The organism is Flavobacterium zhoui (assembly GCF_042787235.1).
Classification (GTDB): domain Bacteria; phylum Bacteroidota; class Bacteroidia; order Flavobacteriales; family Flavobacteriaceae; genus Flavobacterium; species Flavobacterium zhoui.
Genome location: NZ_JBHZPY010000001.1, coordinates 1 through 14,886, shown reverse-complemented (window position 1 = coordinate 14,886; position 14,886 = coordinate 1). Strand labels below are relative to the sequence as shown.

At 34.1% G+C, this 14,886-nt stretch carries 18 protein-coding genes and 2 pseudogenes; 15 read left to right on the top strand and 5 right to left on the bottom strand.

Going from position 1 to position 14,886, the window contains the following annotated elements:
- Positions 1-31: 31 nt before the first annotated feature.
- The 6 genes from ACFX5F_RS00100 to sufD all read left to right on the top strand — a co-directional run bounded on the left by ACFX5F_RS00100 (position 32) and on the right by sufD (position 4,992).
- Entirely contained in the window at positions 32-361 is a 330-nt protein-coding gene (locus tag ACFX5F_RS00100) for a HesB/IscA family protein (RefSeq protein WP_379848741.1), read from the top strand.
- Between the two features lie 80 nt (positions 362-441).
- On the top strand, positions 442-1,890 hold the full coding sequence (gene sufB / locus ACFX5F_RS00095) for a Fe-S cluster assembly protein SufB (RefSeq protein ID WP_379848739.1): 1,449 nt from the start codon (positions 442-444) through the stop codon (positions 1,888-1,890).
- Positions 1,891-1,975: 85 nt separating this feature from the next.
- On the top strand, positions 1,976-2,365 hold the full coding sequence (locus tag ACFX5F_RS00090) for a four helix bundle protein (protein WP_379848737.1): 390 nt from the start codon (positions 1,976-1,978) through the stop codon (positions 2,363-2,365).
- A gap of 42 nt (positions 2,366-2,407) precedes the next feature.
- A complete protein-coding gene (gene sufC, locus ACFX5F_RS00085; RefSeq protein WP_379848735.1) occupies positions 2,408-3,154 on the top strand; it encodes a Fe-S cluster assembly ATPase SufC in 747 nt (248 codons plus the stop codon).
- 86 nt (positions 3,155-3,240) lie between these two features.
- Positions 3,241-3,630: a four helix bundle protein gene (locus tag ACFX5F_RS00080; protein ID WP_379848733.1), complete on the top strand. Its 390-nt coding sequence runs from the start codon at positions 3,241-3,243 to the stop codon at positions 3,628-3,630.
- Positions 3,631-3,675: 45 nt separating this feature from the next.
- A complete protein-coding gene (sufD, locus tag ACFX5F_RS00075; protein WP_379848731.1) occupies positions 3,676-4,992 on the top strand; it encodes a Fe-S cluster assembly protein SufD in 1,317 nt (438 codons plus the stop codon).
- Between the two features lie 68 nt (positions 4,993-5,060).
- On the opposite strand, the gene ACFX5F_RS00070 is transcribed toward sufD, so the two are convergent.
- Entirely contained in the window at positions 5,061-6,407 is a 1,347-nt protein-coding gene (locus ACFX5F_RS00070) for a serine hydrolase domain-containing protein (protein WP_379848729.1), read from the bottom strand.
- A gap of 234 nt (positions 6,408-6,641) precedes the next feature.
- Between ACFX5F_RS00070 and ACFX5F_RS00065 the strand changes: the two genes are divergently transcribed.
- From ACFX5F_RS00065 to ACFX5F_RS00030, 8 genes and pseudogenes are all read left to right on the top strand, one after another.
- On the top strand, positions 6,642-7,856 hold the full coding sequence (locus tag ACFX5F_RS00065; protein ID WP_379848727.1) for an aminotransferase class V-fold PLP-dependent enzyme: 1,215 nt from the start codon (positions 6,642-6,644) through the stop codon (positions 7,854-7,856).
- Between the two features lie 97 nt (positions 7,857-7,953).
- A complete protein-coding gene (locus ACFX5F_RS00060) occupies positions 7,954-8,388 on the top strand; it encodes a hypothetical protein (protein ID WP_379848725.1) in 435 nt (144 codons plus the stop codon).
- Between the two features lie 23 nt (positions 8,389-8,411).
- Positions 8,412-8,831: a SufE family protein gene (locus ACFX5F_RS00055; RefSeq protein ID WP_379848723.1), complete on the top strand. Its 420-nt coding sequence runs from the start codon at positions 8,412-8,414 to the stop codon at positions 8,829-8,831.
- Between the two features lie 71 nt (positions 8,832-8,902).
- Positions 8,903-9,085 carry a GxxExxY protein gene (locus ACFX5F_RS00050; protein WP_379848721.1) on the top strand — a complete coding sequence of 61 codons (183 nt, stop codon included), beginning with the start codon at positions 8,903-8,905 and terminating at the stop codon, positions 9,083-9,085.
- A 29-nt stretch (positions 9,086-9,114) separates the two neighbouring features.
- A pseudogene (locus tag ACFX5F_RS00045) lies at positions 9,115-9,308 on the top strand (GxxExxY protein).
- 131 nt (positions 9,309-9,439) lie between these two features.
- On the top strand, positions 9,440-9,763 hold the full coding sequence (locus ACFX5F_RS00040) for an SUF system Fe-S cluster assembly protein (protein WP_379848719.1): 324 nt from the start codon (positions 9,440-9,442) through the stop codon (positions 9,761-9,763).
- Between the two features lie 73 nt (positions 9,764-9,836).
- The gene (locus ACFX5F_RS00035; protein ID WP_379848717.1) at positions 9,837-10,349 is read left to right on the top strand and encodes a DUF2480 family protein; all 513 of its coding nucleotides are present in this window, start codon (positions 9,837-9,839) and stop codon (positions 10,347-10,349) included.
- Positions 10,350-10,390: 41 nt separating this feature from the next.
- The gene (locus ACFX5F_RS00030) at positions 10,391-11,236 is read left to right on the top strand and encodes a DUF3078 domain-containing protein (protein ID WP_379848715.1); all 846 of its coding nucleotides are present in this window, start codon (positions 10,391-10,393) and stop codon (positions 11,234-11,236) included.
- A gap of 162 nt (positions 11,237-11,398) precedes the next feature.
- Here ACFX5F_RS00030 and ACFX5F_RS00025 read toward each other — a convergent pair whose 3' ends face one another.
- Both ACFX5F_RS00025 and ACFX5F_RS00020 read right to left on the bottom strand, forming a co-directional pair.
- On the bottom strand, positions 11,399-12,154 hold the full coding sequence (locus ACFX5F_RS00025; protein ID WP_379848713.1) for a carbonic anhydrase family protein: 756 nt from the start codon (positions 12,152-12,154) through the stop codon (positions 11,399-11,401).
- 255 nt (positions 12,155-12,409) lie between these two features.
- Positions 12,410-12,964 (bottom strand): transposase, encoded by a 555-nt coding sequence (locus tag ACFX5F_RS00020; RefSeq protein WP_379848711.1) that lies wholly within the window; start codon positions 12,962-12,964, stop codon positions 12,410-12,412.
- Positions 12,965-13,295: 331 nt separating this feature from the next.
- Here ACFX5F_RS00020 and ACFX5F_RS00015 point away from each other — a divergent pair.
- A pseudogene (locus ACFX5F_RS00015) lies at positions 13,296-13,655 on the top strand (transposase); the annotation flags it as partial.
- A gap of 248 nt (positions 13,656-13,903) precedes the next feature.
- On the opposite strand, the gene ACFX5F_RS00010 reads toward ACFX5F_RS00015, so the two are convergent.
- Entirely contained in the window at positions 13,904-14,395 is a 492-nt protein-coding gene (locus ACFX5F_RS00010; RefSeq protein WP_379848709.1) for a hypothetical protein, read from the bottom strand.
- Between the two features lie 118 nt (positions 14,396-14,513).
- The gene (locus tag ACFX5F_RS00005; RefSeq protein WP_379848707.1) at positions 14,514-14,744 is read right to left on the bottom strand and encodes a hypothetical protein; all 231 of its coding nucleotides are present in this window, start codon (positions 14,742-14,744) and stop codon (positions 14,514-14,516) included.
- Between the last annotated feature and the right edge of the window lie 142 nt (positions 14,745-14,886).

The window sequence follows — 14,886 nt, the reverse complement described above, 5'->3', positions numbered from 1 at the left end:
CGGTTAATTTAGACAAAATCAAAATAACGATATGATAAAAGTTTCTGATACTGCAAAAAAGAAAATCATCGATCTAATGAAAGATGATGGTTTTGATGCTGCGGTCGACTATGTTAGAGTCGGCGTGAAAAGCGGCGGATGTTCTGGATTGTCTTATGATTTAAAATTTGATAAAACAAAAAACGAAGATGATAAAATATTCGTTGACAACGATATAACGATTGCTGTAGAAAAAAAATCTTTCCTTTATTTAGCAGGAACAATTTTAGAATTCTCAGGAGGAATAAATGGTAAAGGGTTTGTTTTTAATAATCCAAATGCCAATAGAACTTGTGGATGCGGAGAATCATTTTCACTTTAGTCGAATGTCGAAAGTCATAAAGTCGAAAGACTGCTAATGACTTTAAAACTTTAGACTTTAAAACTTTAAGACAAAAAATTATGTCAAAATATACAGAAGACGACTTAAAAATCGAACTCGAAACTAAAGAATACGAGTACGGATTTTACACCGAATTAGAATCAGAAACGTTTCCTATTGGTTTAAATGAAGATATCGTTCGCGCTATTTCGCAAAAAAAAGGAGAACCCCAATGGATGACTGATTGGCGTCTAGAGGCTTTTCGTGCTTGGGAGCAAATGACAGAGCCAGAATGGGCTAATGTGCATTATACCAAACCTGATTTTCAGGCCATTTCCTACTATTCAGCTCCAAAAGCGGTAGATCCAAATAAAACATTGGACGATGTAGATCCTGAACTTTTAGAAATGTATAAAAAGTTAGGCATCTCTGTCGATGAGCAAAAGATGATGAATAATGTAGCGATGGATATCGTAGTCGATTCGGTTTCAGTAGCGACAACATTCAAGAAAACATTAGGCGAAAAAGGAATTATCTTTATGAGTATTTCTGAAGCCATCAAAGAGCATCCAGAATTAGTTCGTAAATATTTAGGAACGGTTGTCCCACAAAAAGACAACTTTTATGCAGCGCTAAATTCGGCAGTTTTCTCTGATGGTTCTTTCTGTTATATTCCAAAAGGCGTCCGTTGCCCTATGGAACTTTCAACTTATTTTAGAATCAATCAAGCAGGAACTGGACAATTCGAAAGAACATTATTAATTGCCGATGAAGGTAGTTATGTAAGTTACCTTGAAGGTTGTACGGCTCCAAGTCGTGATGAAAACCAATTGCACGCTGCAGTAGTAGAATTAATTGCATTAGACGATGCCGAAATAAAATATTCAACCGTACAAAACTGGTATCCTGGAAATAAAGAAGGAAAAGGTGGGGTTTTCAATTTTGTAACCAAAAGAGGAATATGCGAGAAAAACGCAAAAATTTCTTGGACACAAGTAGAAACCGGTTCAGCTATAACTTGGAAATATCCATCCGTTATTTTAAAAGGAGACAATTCAACAGGAGAATTTTATTCGATTGCGGTAACCAATAATTTCCAACAAGCGGATACAGGAACAAAAATGATCCATTTAGGTAAAAACACTAAATCGACCATTATTTCGAAAGGAATTTCTGCCGGAAAATCACAAAACAGCTATAGAGGTTTAGTTAAAATTGGACCAAATGCAGATAATGCCAGAAACTTTTCGCAATGCGACTCCTTATTAATGGGAAACAATTGCGGAGCGCATACTTTCCCTTATATCGAAAGTAAAAACCCATCGGCAAAAATCGAACATGAGGCTACAACAAGTAAAATTGGTGAAGACCAAGTTTTCTATTGTAACCAACGTGGAATTCCAACTGAAAAGGCAATTGCTTTAATCGTAAACGGTTTCAGTAAAGATGTGTTGAATAAGTTACCAATGGAATTTGCAGTAGAAGCACAAAAATTATTAGAAATAAGCTTAGAAGGTTCGGTAGGATAAAATTTGTTTAAAGTTTAAGGTTTAAAGTTGTGTAATCGCAATCGATTGGTAACTTTAAACAAAGAAAAACTTTAAACAGAAATGAATGGCGACAATAACTAGGTTTGAAGATTTAGAAATTTGGAAAGAGGCTAGACGACTGGCCAAAGGAATTCATATTATTTCTGTAGAATCAGATTTAAAAAATGATTTCAGATTTAAAGATCAAATAAAAGCATCATCTGGCTCAGTAATGGATAACATTGCTGAAGGATTTGAAAGAAATGGAAATTTAGAATTTAGACAGTTTTTGTCAATTGCTAAAGGTTCGGCAGGAGAAACCAGATCGCAGTTATACCGAGTTTTGGATTATAATTATATCAGTGAAGAAAAGTTTGAAATTTTGAAAACAGATTTTGAAAATTTAAGCGGAAAAATAAACAATTTTATATCATATTTAAATAAGAAAGATTTTAAAGGGACAAAGTTTCAGTAAACACGAGAACTTTAAACTTTAAACTTTAAACCAAAGAAACAAATGTTAAGTATAAAAAATTTACACGCCTCCATTGGAGACAAAGAAATATTAAAAGGAATCAACCTTGAGGTAAAAGCTGGAGAAATTCACGCGATAATGGGACCAAACGGTGCCGGAAAAAGTACACTTGCTTCCATTATTGCAGGAAACGAAAACTACGAAGTAACAGCAGGTGAAATTTCTTTAGACGGAGAAGATCTTTCTGAATTGGCACCAGAGGAAAGAGCACACAAAGGAGTTTTTCTTTCGTTCCAATATCCAGTGGAGATCCCAGGAGTTTCGGTAACGAATTTCATGAGAACAGCCATCAACGAAACGCGTAAAGCAAACGGTCTGGAGGAAATGCCGGCTAAAGATATGCTAAAAGTGATTCGTGAAAAATCAGAATTATTAGAAATTGACAGAAAATTTTTGTCTCGTTCTCTAAACGAAGGTTTTTCTGGTGGAGAAAAAAAACGTAACGAGATTTTCCAGATGGCGATGCTAGAACCAAAATTAGCTATTCTTGATGAAACTGATTCTGGACTTGATATTGATGCGTTAAGGATTGTTGCAAATGGCGTTAACAAACTAAAAAGTGACAAAAATGCAATCGTAGTTATAACGCACTACCAAAGATTATTAGACTATATCGTTCCTGATTTTGTTCACGTATTGTACAACGGAAAAATTGTAAAATCCGGCGGAAAAGAATTAGCACACGAATTGGAAGAAAAAGGATACGACTGGATTAAAGCAGAGAATTAAAAAATTGTTTCAAGTTTAAAGTTTTTTTAGTTTCAAGTTACAAAACCTGAAACAAACAAAAACCTGAAACAAATAAAACAAAATCTATGGCTACCATAAATCGATTTGAAGATTTAGAAATCTGGAAAGAAGCACGGCGTTTAGCAAAAGAAATACATCTAATTGCTATCGAAACTGACTTGAAATCAGATTTTAGATTTAAAGAGCAAATTAAATCTTCTTCAGGTTCGGTGATGGATAATATAGCCGAAGGATTTGAAAGAGATGGAAATTTAGAATTCCGACAATTTCTATCAATTGCAAAAGGTTCTTCTGGCGAAACAAGATCGCAACTCTATAGAATTTTCGATTTTGGTTATATTACTGAACCAAAATTTGATTTGCTGAAAAAAGATTATGAAAACCTCAGTGGTAAAATTAAAAATTTTATTACTTATCTTAACAAGAAAGACTTTAAAGGAAATAAGTTCCAATAGGCAAAACCTGAAACTTTAAACTTTAAACCTGAAACAAAATAAAAAATGGATTTAAAAGAAAAATTACTATCGTCTTTTATGGCTTTTGAAGAGCGCATCGATGTTCACTCTGAACTTCATGATGCGAGAACTTCAGCCATAAAAAACTTTGAAAATAAAGGTTTCCCAACCAAAAAAGACGAAGCTTGGAAATACACTTCGCTAAACGCCATCTTAAAAAATGATTTTACCGTTTTTCCAAAGGAAGAAAACGCAGTCGAATTCAACCACGTAAAAAAATATTTTTTACACGAAGTAGACACCTATAAAGTAGTGTTTATAGATGGTGTTTTCAGTTCGCATTTATCGTCAACAACACACGACGGAATTGATGTTTGCTTGATGTCATCGGCATTGAACAAACCAAAATACAAAATGATTATTGATACTTACTTTAATCAAATTGCCAGCAAAGACGAAAGTTTGACTTCTTTGAATACGGCTTTCGCCAATGAAGGAGCATATATCCACATTCCAAAAAGTAAAGTGGCAGATAAACCTATTGAGATTATGTATTTCTCAACTGGAAACGAAGCAGCGCTTTTGGTTCAACCAAGAAACTTGGTGATTGTTGGTGAGAATTCACATGTTCAAATTATTGAGCGTCATCAAAGTTTAACCGAAAATCCCGTATTAACAAATTCGGTTACCGAAATCTACGCTCAAAAACGTGCTATCGTTGATTATTACAAAATTCAAAATGATACTCTTGAAGCAAATTTAATTGACAATACCTACGTTTCGCAAAAACAAGAAAGTCACGTTTCAGTACATACCTTTTCTTTTGGAGGAAACTTAACGAGAAACAACTTAAATTTTTATCACTTTGGTGAAAGATTGACAAGTACGTTGAACGGAATCACAATTATTGGTGAAAAACAACATGTGGATCATTATACTCTAGTGAAACATTCGACTCCAAATTGCGAAAGTTTCCAGGACTACAAAGGAATCTATTCTGATCGTTCTACAGGCGTTTTCAACGGAAAAGTGTATGTAGAGAAAGAAGCTCAAAAAACGAATGCGTTCCAGAAAAGCAACAACATTTTATTGAGCGACAAAGCGACTATAAACGCAAAACCGCAATTGGAAATTTTTGCCGATGATGTAAAATGTTCTCACGGTTGTACCGTTGGACAATTGGACGAAACGGCAATGTTCTACATGCAACAACGCGGAATCCCTAAAAAAGAAGCCAAAGCGTTATTGATGTATGCGTTTTCGAATGCTGTTATCGAAAGCATCAAAATCCCGGAATTAAAACAACGAATTACCAAAATTATCGCTACGAAATTAGGTGTAAAAATAGGATTTGATTTATAATCCACATTAAGAAGTTGTCATAGCAACCCTGTCAGAGTTTAAAACTCTGACAGGGTTTTTTGATACGATTATTTCTTCAAACTCCCTATAATCCCTTTCAACATTCCATTAAAATCAAATTCAGGATCTTCTTTTAAACCCATTCTTACAATCACTAAATCAAGCGACGGAATAATCGCTACCATCTGACCTTGAAAACCGCTACAGTAATACATATTTTTGGGAACATCGGAAAAGTGCCCGCTAGCATTAAGCCAAAAATGTCCACCATATCTTCCGTTAGATGTATTTGTGGGAGTTGCTGTATATTTCACCCAACTTTCATCCAAAATTTGTTCGCCGTTCCAGTTTCCTTTGTGCAAATACAACAACCCAAATTTTGACCAATCGCGTGTTGTGGCCCAACCGTAGGAAGAACCCACATAATTACCAGCCATATCCGTTTCTACAATCATTGAGTTCATCCCTATTTTATCAATCAAAGTACTGTACCAGAAATCTAAATATTCCTGATGCGTTTTGAACTGATTCCGTAAAATTCCGGAAAGTAAATTCGTAGTTCCAGAAGAATAATTCCAATGTGTATTTGGTTTGAATGCAGCCGGTTTTTCTAATTGAACGCGTGACATATTTTCAGCGTCAAAGAGCATTTTGGTGGCATCACAAATTTTATCGTATTTCTCTTCCCATTCCAAACCGGAATTCATGTGAAGCAAATCATTTGTAGTGATGATTTTGCGTTCATCATTTTGCCATTCCTTAATCGGAGCAGGTTTATAGATATCGTATTTACCTTGTTTTTGAAGAATTCCAAACATGGCGCTGGTAATACTTTTGGTCATCGACCAACCTAGAATTTTACTATTTTCATCAAAACCGGTATCGTACTTTTCGGCAATGATTTTGTCTTTATAAATTACCAAAAGGGAACGCGTTCTTTTTTTGATTTGCCCTTTTTTATCAAAAGCATTGGCGACAGCCGCATTCAATTTAGTATAATCTACGTTAGCAAAAACGGTATCTTTTGGTTCCTTATTCCCATACGGAAAAGGCAAATTGTTATTTAACTTAGTCCTTTTCGGAACTTCATAGGGCTTTGCTGCATCAAAATCATCATTGATTAAAGTGGCACCCAAACCTTCTCGGTAAATTGCTTTTCGTTCTTTCAAACCATAAACCGAAGCGACCGCAAATTTTCCCATAGCTTCAATTTTGTTTTTGGCCAAATCAATCATATCGATATCGTTGTCCCCTTTCTCAATCATTTCCTGCGACCGATTATCAATAAAATGTCCCGAGGCGATACTTTTGGCTGAAAAACCAGAAATTAAATCCAGTTTTGGATAGATGGTGAATCCTAAATAAAAGATTCCGATAAAAGAGGCAAAACCAACGAACTTAAACAATTTTTTCATAGAGAATTAATTTCAAGCAATTTAATAAAAAAGAATCACATTTTTGAACCGATATTGAATTGAGAAAATCAAGTTTTATTAACAACTGTTTGCCAAAAATTAATTCCAATTTCACTACTTTTGTATTTAGAAAAATTCTAAATAATGAAAAGCCAATTACAAATTGGATTATCAAAAAAATGTTCCTTGTTGGCGTTCTATCACCAATAAAAAACATTAAAAATAAGCAGATAAATGTTAGACATAAATAAAATTAGAGCCGACTTCCCTATTCTTTCTCAGAAAGTAAACGGAAAACCGTTAGTTTATTTCGACAACGGAGCCACTTCGCAAAAACCACAAGTTGTTATTGATGCGATTTCAAAATATTATCAGGAAATCAATGCCAATATTCATCGTGGCGTTCATACGCTGAGTCAATTAGCAACGGATGCTTATGAAGCTTCCCGTGGTAAAATTCAAAATCATATCAATGCCAAATTTGCTCACGAAGTGCTTTTTACTTCGGGAACAACGCATGGAATTAATTTGGTTACCAATGGATTTGCTTCGATTTTAAAACCAGGCGATGAAGTTTTAGTTTCGGCATTGGAACACCACAGTAATATTGTGCCTTGGCAAATGTTATGTGAGAAAACGGGCGCAACTTTGCGCGTGATTCCGATGAATGAAGATGGCGAATTGATTATGTCAGAGTATGACAAATTACTTTCGAATAAAACTAAAGTTGTTACCGTAAATCATATTTCGAATGCACTAGGAACTGTCAATCCGATTAAATATATGATTGACAAAGCGCATGAAGTTGGAGCAGCGATTTTGATTGACGGAGCGCAAGCTGTTCCGCATTTGAAACCGGATGTTCAGGAATTAGATTGTGATTTTTACGCTTTTTCAGGACATAAAATATGTGGTCCAACCGGAACAGGAATTTTATACGGTAAAGAAGAATGGTTGAATAAATTACCGCCTTATCAAGGTGGAGGCGAAATGATTAAGGAAGTCACTTTCGAGAAAACAACTTATGCGGAACTGCCTCATAAATTTGAAGCAGGAACACCAAATATTGCCGGCGGAATTGTTCTGGGAACTGCCGTTGATTATATGAATGAAGTTGGTTTTGAAAACATTCAAAAACAAGAACTGGAATTATTGGAATATGGAACCCAACGATTATTGGAAATTGAAGGTTTGAAGATTTTTGGCACCGCCAAAGAAAAAACTTCCGTAATTTCGTTTAATATTGAAGGAATTCATCCCTATGATATTGGTACGATAATTGACAAATTAGGAATAGCCGTAAGAACGGGTCACCATTGTGCGCAGCCAATTATGAATTTCTTTTGTATTCCGGGAACAATAAGAGCTTCATTTGCTTTTTATAATACCAAAGAAGAAATTGATGCTATGGTTGCAGCAGTTAAAAAAGCACAACTCATGTTATCTTAAAAATATAAAATTATGAAATCGCCATGATTCAAAATCAAAAACAACAAGGAAGAATGGCGATACCATGTTCCTATTAACAAACAAATATTATCTACACATGAAAATACTTTCTTTATTATTCTTGACTATTTTTCTTGGAAAAGGTTGCGATAGCGCCAAAGCTCAAGATATTCAATCTGCTGTTATAGAATACACCGCCAATACCAGAGGTTTCTATCAAAAAATAACGGTCAAAAATCAAATGGTCACTGTTTCAAAAGACAGAAACGGAATGGACAAACCGGTGGCTACAAAAATTTCGGATGCTGATTGGAATGAATTAGTGAGTTGTTTCAATACAGTAAAATTAGATAGCCTGGCAAAATTAAAAGCACCAACTAAAAAACGTTTTTATGATGGCGCAGCAATTGCCAATGTGAAAATTACCTATAAAGATAAAACATATGAATCCTCTAGTTTTGATGATGGTTTCCCACCAAAAGAAATTAAGAAATTTGTAAATAAAATAACGGCGTTAGCTAAAAAAGAATAATACTGAAATAAATTCAGACCGGTATGAAAATTAAAGATATACAAGAAGAAATAGTTGATGAATTTTCGATGTTTGATGACTGGATGGAACGCTATGAATACATCATCGAATTAGGAAAAAACCTTCCTTTGATCAAAGAAGAATTCAAAACGGAAAACAATCTGATAAAAGGCTGCCAATCGAAAGTATGGTTGCAAGGCGAACAAAATGACGATACAATTGTTTTTACTGCTGATAGCGATGCCATTTTAACCAAAGGGATTATTGCCATATTGATCCGTACTTTTTCAAATCAAAGTGCCAAAGATATTTTGGATGCCGATATGAATTTTATTGACAAAATTGGTCTGAAAGAACATTTATCTCCTACCCGCGCCAATGGATTGGTTTCGATGATAAAAAATATAAAAATGTATGCTTTGGCATTTAACTCACAAAACTGATTTCTGAACTAAGTCATTTAACCATATAAGACATTTAAGGTCATATAAGTGAGAATATAAACCGAAAATTTATGATAAAAACATATTTAAAAGATTTAATTTATCAGGTTAATGGTTGCGCTATTGAAGTACATAAGCATCTTGGTCCTGGTCTTTTAGAAAGTGTTTATCATAATTGCTTAAAAAAAGAATTGGCAATTAGGGGTTTTAATTTCCAAACTGAACTTACAATACCTGTTAATTATAAAGGTTAGAACTTGAAACAGGATTAAGATGTGACTTATTGGTTGAAAAAAGTTTGGTAGTCGAACTGAAAGCAATAACAAAAGTTCTACCGATACACGAAGCCAAATTTTAACCTATATGAACCTTTTAGAAATTCCCATAGGATTAATCATAAATTTTAATGTAACACATATTTATAAAGAAAGACAAAAAACCTATGTTAATGAACGATATAGATATCTGGAAGAATAAAAAATAAATGTCTCAGGCACTAAAGATGCTGAAAGCTAGCCGGATAGTTTAGAACTAAAACACAAATATAATATTCAAAACAAAAACCTTTAATGACCTTTAATGTCTTATATGGTTAAAATACTAAAAAAATGACACAAGAAATAGACACTGCCGAGTTAGGAGAATCAATCGTAAAAATATTAAAGACTATTTACGATCCGGAGATTCCTGTAGATATTTACGAATTAGGACTGATTTATGACGTGATGGTCAATACAGATTATGAAGTAAAAATCCTGATGACACTTACGTCACCAAACTGCCCTGTTGCGGAAAGTTTGCCAAGAGAAGTAGAAGAAAAAGTAAAATCATTGGAGAATGTAAAAGATGCGGAAGTAGAGATTACTTTTGATCCGCCTTGGAGCAAAGATTTAATGAGCGAAGAAGCAAAATTAGAATTGGGAATGCTTTAGAAAGTATTCAGTTTGCAGTCGCAGTTTTCAGTTTTACACTGTGACTGCGACTGCAACTGTAAACTAAAAAAAAATGGAAGAAATAATAAATAAAGTAGCGAATAGTGTTTTGGAAGTTTTCGATCTCGAAGATTATTATCCAAAAGGAATTCGTACGAAAATTGATATCTCACAATGGCTTTTGGAAGGATTTTTATTAAAAGAAAAAGACTTTAGAGAGCATTTAAAAAATCACGACTGGTCACAATACCAAGACCAATATGTTGCTATTAATTGCAGTACCGATGCTATTGTTCCGGCTTGGGCTTCTATTTTGGTTGCTATTCAATTAGCCCCATTTGCTAAGAAAATCATCAACGGAACTTTAGAAGATTTGGATGCTTCTCTTTATGAAGAATTGTTACCTAAAATTGATTACTCAGTTTATGAAAACAAGCCTGTAATTATAAAAGGATGTTCCAGAAAACCAGTTCCTATGCGTGCTTATGTATTGGCTGCTCATTATTTACAGCCCTTCGCCAGAAGCATTATGTATGGAGAGGCTTGTTCTGCCGTTCCTTTATACAAAGCGCCTAAAAAAGAGTAACGTATCTTTTTATTTCTTACTTTTAATTAAAAATAAAAGTCATGAAAAAAACTGTACTTTCATTCGTTTTTCTTTTGATTATCATTTCTGTAAATGCACAGGAAACTTCAAATGACACCATCAAACTTTGGACAAAAAAAGGGAATATTTCTTTGCTTTTTAATCAGACTGCTTTCAACAATAAATGGCTTGGCGGCGGAACTTCAAACCTTGCCGGGAATTTTGGTCTGAATTATGATTTCAATTATAAAAAAGGAGATGTGATTTGGGACAATAAATTCATAGTTGCTTATGGATTAACCAAAGTAAAAGGTTCAAAAACCTCAAAAACAGATGACCGTTTAGAACTGAATTCGCTTTGGGGCAAAAAAGCCAAAGGAGATTGGTATTACTCCCTGTTTTTCAATTTCAAAACACAAATGGATGTTGGTTATGATAAAGATGGGAATGGCATTTCTCATTTCTTTTCACCTGCTTATTTTCAGTTGGGACCCGGAATGTTATGGAAAAAAAGTAATAACTTAAGCGTTAATTTTTCTCCTGCAACTGCAAAATTAATTTTAGTACATGAGCATTTTACAGATTTTGGTTCGTCTTTTGGCGTATTGCAAGGCGACAGTTCCCGTTTTGAATTTGGAGCCAGCATTTCAGGGTATTATAAACTCAATGTAATGACCAATATTTCCATTGAAAACCGATTGAATTTATATTCTAATTATTTAGACCAACCACAAAATGTTGATATCGATTATCAGATGAATATTCTGATGAGAATCAACAAATATGTGTCGGCAAATTTAGCGTTACAGGGAATATACGACGATAATACGATCAAAGCGCTACAAGTACGAGAAGTTTTTGGTTTAGGTGCTAATTACGGTTTCTAGAAACTACTTCATTATTTTATAAAAAAATCCATTCGAGTTTAATAAAGGTCCGTTTTGTCCTGTCCCGTCTTGAAATAATTCTGTATTAGCGATCAGTATTAAACGCCATAATTTGTCTCGTCACAGGTCAATGCCGGTAGGGTTTTTATTTAAATTAATATATTAATCCAAAAACTCTAATTTACCTGTTAGAAGCGAATAATATCCTCCTACTATTTTTATTTGTCCTTTCTTTTCCATTTCTTTTAAAATTTCACTCTTAGCTCTTATTTCAGATATGGCATATCGTATATTATTTTTATTAACAGTTTTTACATATGCTTCATTTTTTGAAGATTTCTCCCCTTCAAAATTTTGACTCATCGCAATGGCTGGCTTTATATTCGCTAACATCGCTGTGATATTTCCTAAATGCACATCATCAATAGCTCCTTTAATCGCTCCGCAGTGTTGATGACCCATTACTATAATTAACTTAGCACCTGACACCTTACAAGCAAATTCCATGCTTCCCAAGAGATCAGTATTTACAAAGTTTCCAGCGACCCTGCCTACAAAAACATCACCAAGACCTTGGTCAAACACATCTTCTACTGGGACTCTGCTATCCACACAACTTAAGACTATTGCTTTAGGAAATTGGCCACCAGTTACAGCTTTTCTTACTTCTTCTGAGTGCTCCCGTTTTGTAACGTTTCCAGTATTAAAGCGGCGATTACCTTCCTTAAATTCTAATAAAACTTGCATGGGAGTTAGAGAATCCTGTTCCATTTTTGTCATGAGGTGCCTTTGCTTATATACATCAAGTGAAGATGTTGTCTCTTTTTGCGTTCTTACATTTTTAGTAGTTGTATAGCAAGAACTGAACATTTGGACTGTGATCACTAGTACAGTAACCTTGAATAAATTTTTCATCATTTTCTTTATATTTGATATAATGACGCAAAATTACATTGAATGATTCATAAATTTTTATTTATATTTTTAATAAAATACATTAAATTAATTTATGTATTTGAGCCTAAATTACTTTCAACCAATGTTGAAATGCTTAAAAACGCAACACAGTTTGCAAAACTGCACTAACGATTAGTGCATATAAGCGCGGTCCGGGGTACCTACTTATTTTTACCAACTAAATAAAGCGTTTGCAACGCGGCTAATACTAATAGATCACCACAATGGCTCCACATTTACATTACAAAAAACAGTATTGTCTTCTTCATAATTCCTATAACTACTGTTTACATAATCTCTTTCATGAAAAACGATTTCGGCTTCAACAGGATTATAATGTATGTAGTTTACACGTTGTTCTATTTTTTCTACGGTATCCAATATAACCGGATGAAAACCATCTTGCCATACTTTATAATTTTTAGCTCTTCCAGTTTTTTGAGCTTTAAAACTAAATTTCCTTAACAGCCATTCTCGCCTGCTCTCCGGATATTCTTTGATCGCTTCTATCAATTTTTTAGATGTGAATTTTTTAAAATCACGAATAACATTTTGCAGCTCACCATCAAATGCTGTGACAATTAAATGAATGAGACTAGTCATATACACATAAGTATGAACACTTAATCCTTTTTCCTTGATACAATAATTTAAGGATTCATCCAAAATAGTACAATAATTAGGTCGTACTAATAAATCTACCCAATCTACAACTGTTATAGTAATAAAAGTAGGCACGGTACTATTGATAACTTTGTATTTCTCAGACATTTTTTTTAGAATATTGATTTTAAGAAAACCGTACTATAAGAAACAGCAGTATACTTGTTTAAAGGTATTTCTTTTAGCCATCCGCGTTGCAAACGCTACAATTTGTCTTTCAATTTAAGTAGGTACTCGTCGCTGACGAGCACCAGAGAATGGGAAAACGAGCGCCAGTAGGGACATGTTTTTTTGAAAATATTGATTTTAAGAAACGCTACTATGAAACGGTCGTATACTTGTTTAAACTTACTTGTGTTTTATCGATTCGCGTTGCAAACGCTATAATTTGTCTTTCAGTTTAAGTAGGTACTCGTTGCAAACGAGCACCAGAGAATGTATCGACGAGCAAAACGTGACTTTTGATTACAAGGATTACCGAATGGCGGGAGCCAAAAAGCAAATGACACTAACTCATCAGGAATTCATCAGGCGTTTTGCGTTGCATATTTTGCCCAAACGTTTTGTCAAGATCCGGCATTACGGTTTTTTGAGTAGCACTTGGAAGCGTCAAAAGCTGAAACTTTTACAGGAAAAACTTAAGGTAAAAGTTTTAGAAAAAGCAGAAAAGAAGCCCTTTTTACCCAAGTGTCCGTGTTGTAAAACAGGAAATTTACACCGAATAGCAGTTTTCGACCAGCGTGGTCCACCTGCTTGGTATCTTGGCGGTAGCCAAAACGCAATTTCCTATGAAAATTAATTTTATGGGTAAGGGCACGTATGCTCAAAAGTGAAGGAAAACACGAAAAAAACCAAGCAGAAAACACTCCAAAAAAAAGAGGACCCTAAATCCTCTTCACATTCTCTCTCAAAACTTTACGATAACTCCATAGTGTTAACGGACGTACAATCGGTTCCGTTCAACCCGGGTTTCATTGTTCGTGCTGCGCACGCAACGAATCCCTAGCTGTTATAGGGCGTTTTTCTCTCTTGAGTTGAATTATCGATTTATGCATAACCATTAATGTCCAAGTCAAATAGTTCATTTTTGTCAAGGTTGAATTTTACGTTCCAATAACAACTTCCACCGTCAAGCACCATTCTTTGGTCTGTTAACCAACGTTCAGTATCGTCTTTATTTCTCGACCAAAAGCAGTTAATAAGCAATATTCTGTCACCGTTTTTGTCAGTATAGCCAAAATACTGCCTCTTATATTTTTTAAGGTTTTTATGAATTATTGGTGTCGAAGATTGATTTACTAATTGCTTATTTATAATCTTTAAACTGTTTTGTAATGTAATTTCCGCCTTGTCAATTTCTTGTTTTGTTGGAGTAAATCGTTTTCCAGGTATAAGCCCAAAATAATTAGCGGGAAAAATTGCTACATCAAATTTTTTGGTTTTATAGTGGTCGGCTTTTATAAAGATTGTGTCTGCTTGTCCGAAACAGTTGAAAGTCGTCAGAAGTATAATTGTCAAAACTGTTAATATTCTTGTCATTGTCTCGGTTTCTTTAAAATGCCCTATAACTAAGTTTTGTTTTGCAAAATTTCACCAAAACCCACCAAAGTGAGCCTCCCAAATTCACAATACTTTTTGCTGTTTCAAATGTCGTTTTTTATTCTTCATCAAGGATTTCTTTTCTTGCCTCGGAAATAATGTCTTTATAGTTTGGTAAGAAAGGTTCTGTTAGTTGCTTTTCTAACAAAGCTCCAATTGTCCAAAATATTTTTTGTTCTGCTTTGTCTTCAAATATTTCGTTATTTTCTGATTGATTAAATCTTGACAAAAAGTCAAACAAAATTAACGCTTCATTTTTAGTTAGTTTTATACTTAATTCCTCTTTCATAACGATTTGGTTTAAAATGCCCTATAACGTCAGTTCGTCTAAAAACCTCTACACGAACTCTATTTGTTTAATCAGTGAGTAAATATATGAGATTTAAACTACAATTAAAATTCTTTTTAAGAAAAGTGACTTTCTCTTTCTT

Bases quoted from the DNA above. Each gene is read 5' to 3' on its own strand.
- ACFX5F_RS00035 (WP_379848717.1), top strand. From the start codon at position 9,837: ATGGAAGAAATAATAAATAAAGTAGCGAATAGTGTTTTGGAAGTTTTC.
- ACFX5F_RS00070 (WP_379848729.1), bottom strand. From the start codon at position 6,407: ATGAAAAAATTGTTTAAGTTCGTTGGTTTTGCCTCTTTTATCGGAATC.
- ACFX5F_RS00020 (WP_379848711.1), bottom strand. From the start codon at position 12,964: ATGTCTGAGAAATACAAAGTTATCAATAGTACCGTGCCTACTTTTATT.
- ACFX5F_RS00080 (WP_379848733.1), top strand. From the start codon at position 3,241: ATGGCTACCATAAATCGATTTGAAGATTTAGAAATCTGGAAAGAAGCA.
- ACFX5F_RS00040 (WP_379848719.1), top strand. From the start codon at position 9,440: ATGACACAAGAAATAGACACTGCCGAGTTAGGAGAATCAATCGTAAAA.
- ACFX5F_RS00010 (WP_379848709.1), bottom strand. From the start codon at position 14,395: ATGACAAGAATATTAACAGTTTTGACAATTATACTTCTGACGACTTTC.
- ACFX5F_RS00065 (WP_379848727.1), top strand. From the start codon at position 6,642: ATGTTAGACATAAATAAAATTAGAGCCGACTTCCCTATTCTTTCTCAG.
- ACFX5F_RS00090 (WP_379848737.1), top strand. From the start codon at position 1,976: ATGGCGACAATAACTAGGTTTGAAGATTTAGAAATTTGGAAAGAGGCT.
- ACFX5F_RS00005 (WP_379848707.1), bottom strand. From the start codon at position 14,744: ATGAAAGAGGAATTAAGTATAAAACTAACTAAAAATGAAGCGTTAATT.
- ACFX5F_RS00055 (WP_379848723.1), top strand. From the start codon at position 8,412: ATGAAAATTAAAGATATACAAGAAGAAATAGTTGATGAATTTTCGATG.
- ACFX5F_RS00060 (WP_379848725.1), top strand. From the start codon at position 7,954: ATGAAAATACTTTCTTTATTATTCTTGACTATTTTTCTTGGAAAAGGT.
- ACFX5F_RS00100 (WP_379848741.1), top strand. From the start codon at position 32: ATGATAAAAGTTTCTGATACTGCAAAAAAGAAAATCATCGATCTAATG.
- sufB (WP_379848739.1), top strand. From the start codon at position 442: ATGTCAAAATATACAGAAGACGACTTAAAAATCGAACTCGAAACTAAA.
- ACFX5F_RS00025 (WP_379848713.1), bottom strand. From the start codon at position 12,154: ATGATGAAAAATTTATTCAAGGTTACTGTACTAGTGATCACAGTCCAA.
- ACFX5F_RS00030 (WP_379848715.1), top strand. From the start codon at position 10,391: ATGAAAAAAACTGTACTTTCATTCGTTTTTCTTTTGATTATCATTTCT.
- ACFX5F_RS00050 (WP_379848721.1), top strand. From the start codon at position 8,903: ATGATAAAAACATATTTAAAAGATTTAATTTATCAGGTTAATGGTTGC.
- sufC (WP_379848735.1), top strand. From the start codon at position 2,408: ATGTTAAGTATAAAAAATTTACACGCCTCCATTGGAGACAAAGAAATA.
- sufD (WP_379848731.1), top strand. From the start codon at position 3,676: ATGGATTTAAAAGAAAAATTACTATCGTCTTTTATGGCTTTTGAAGAG.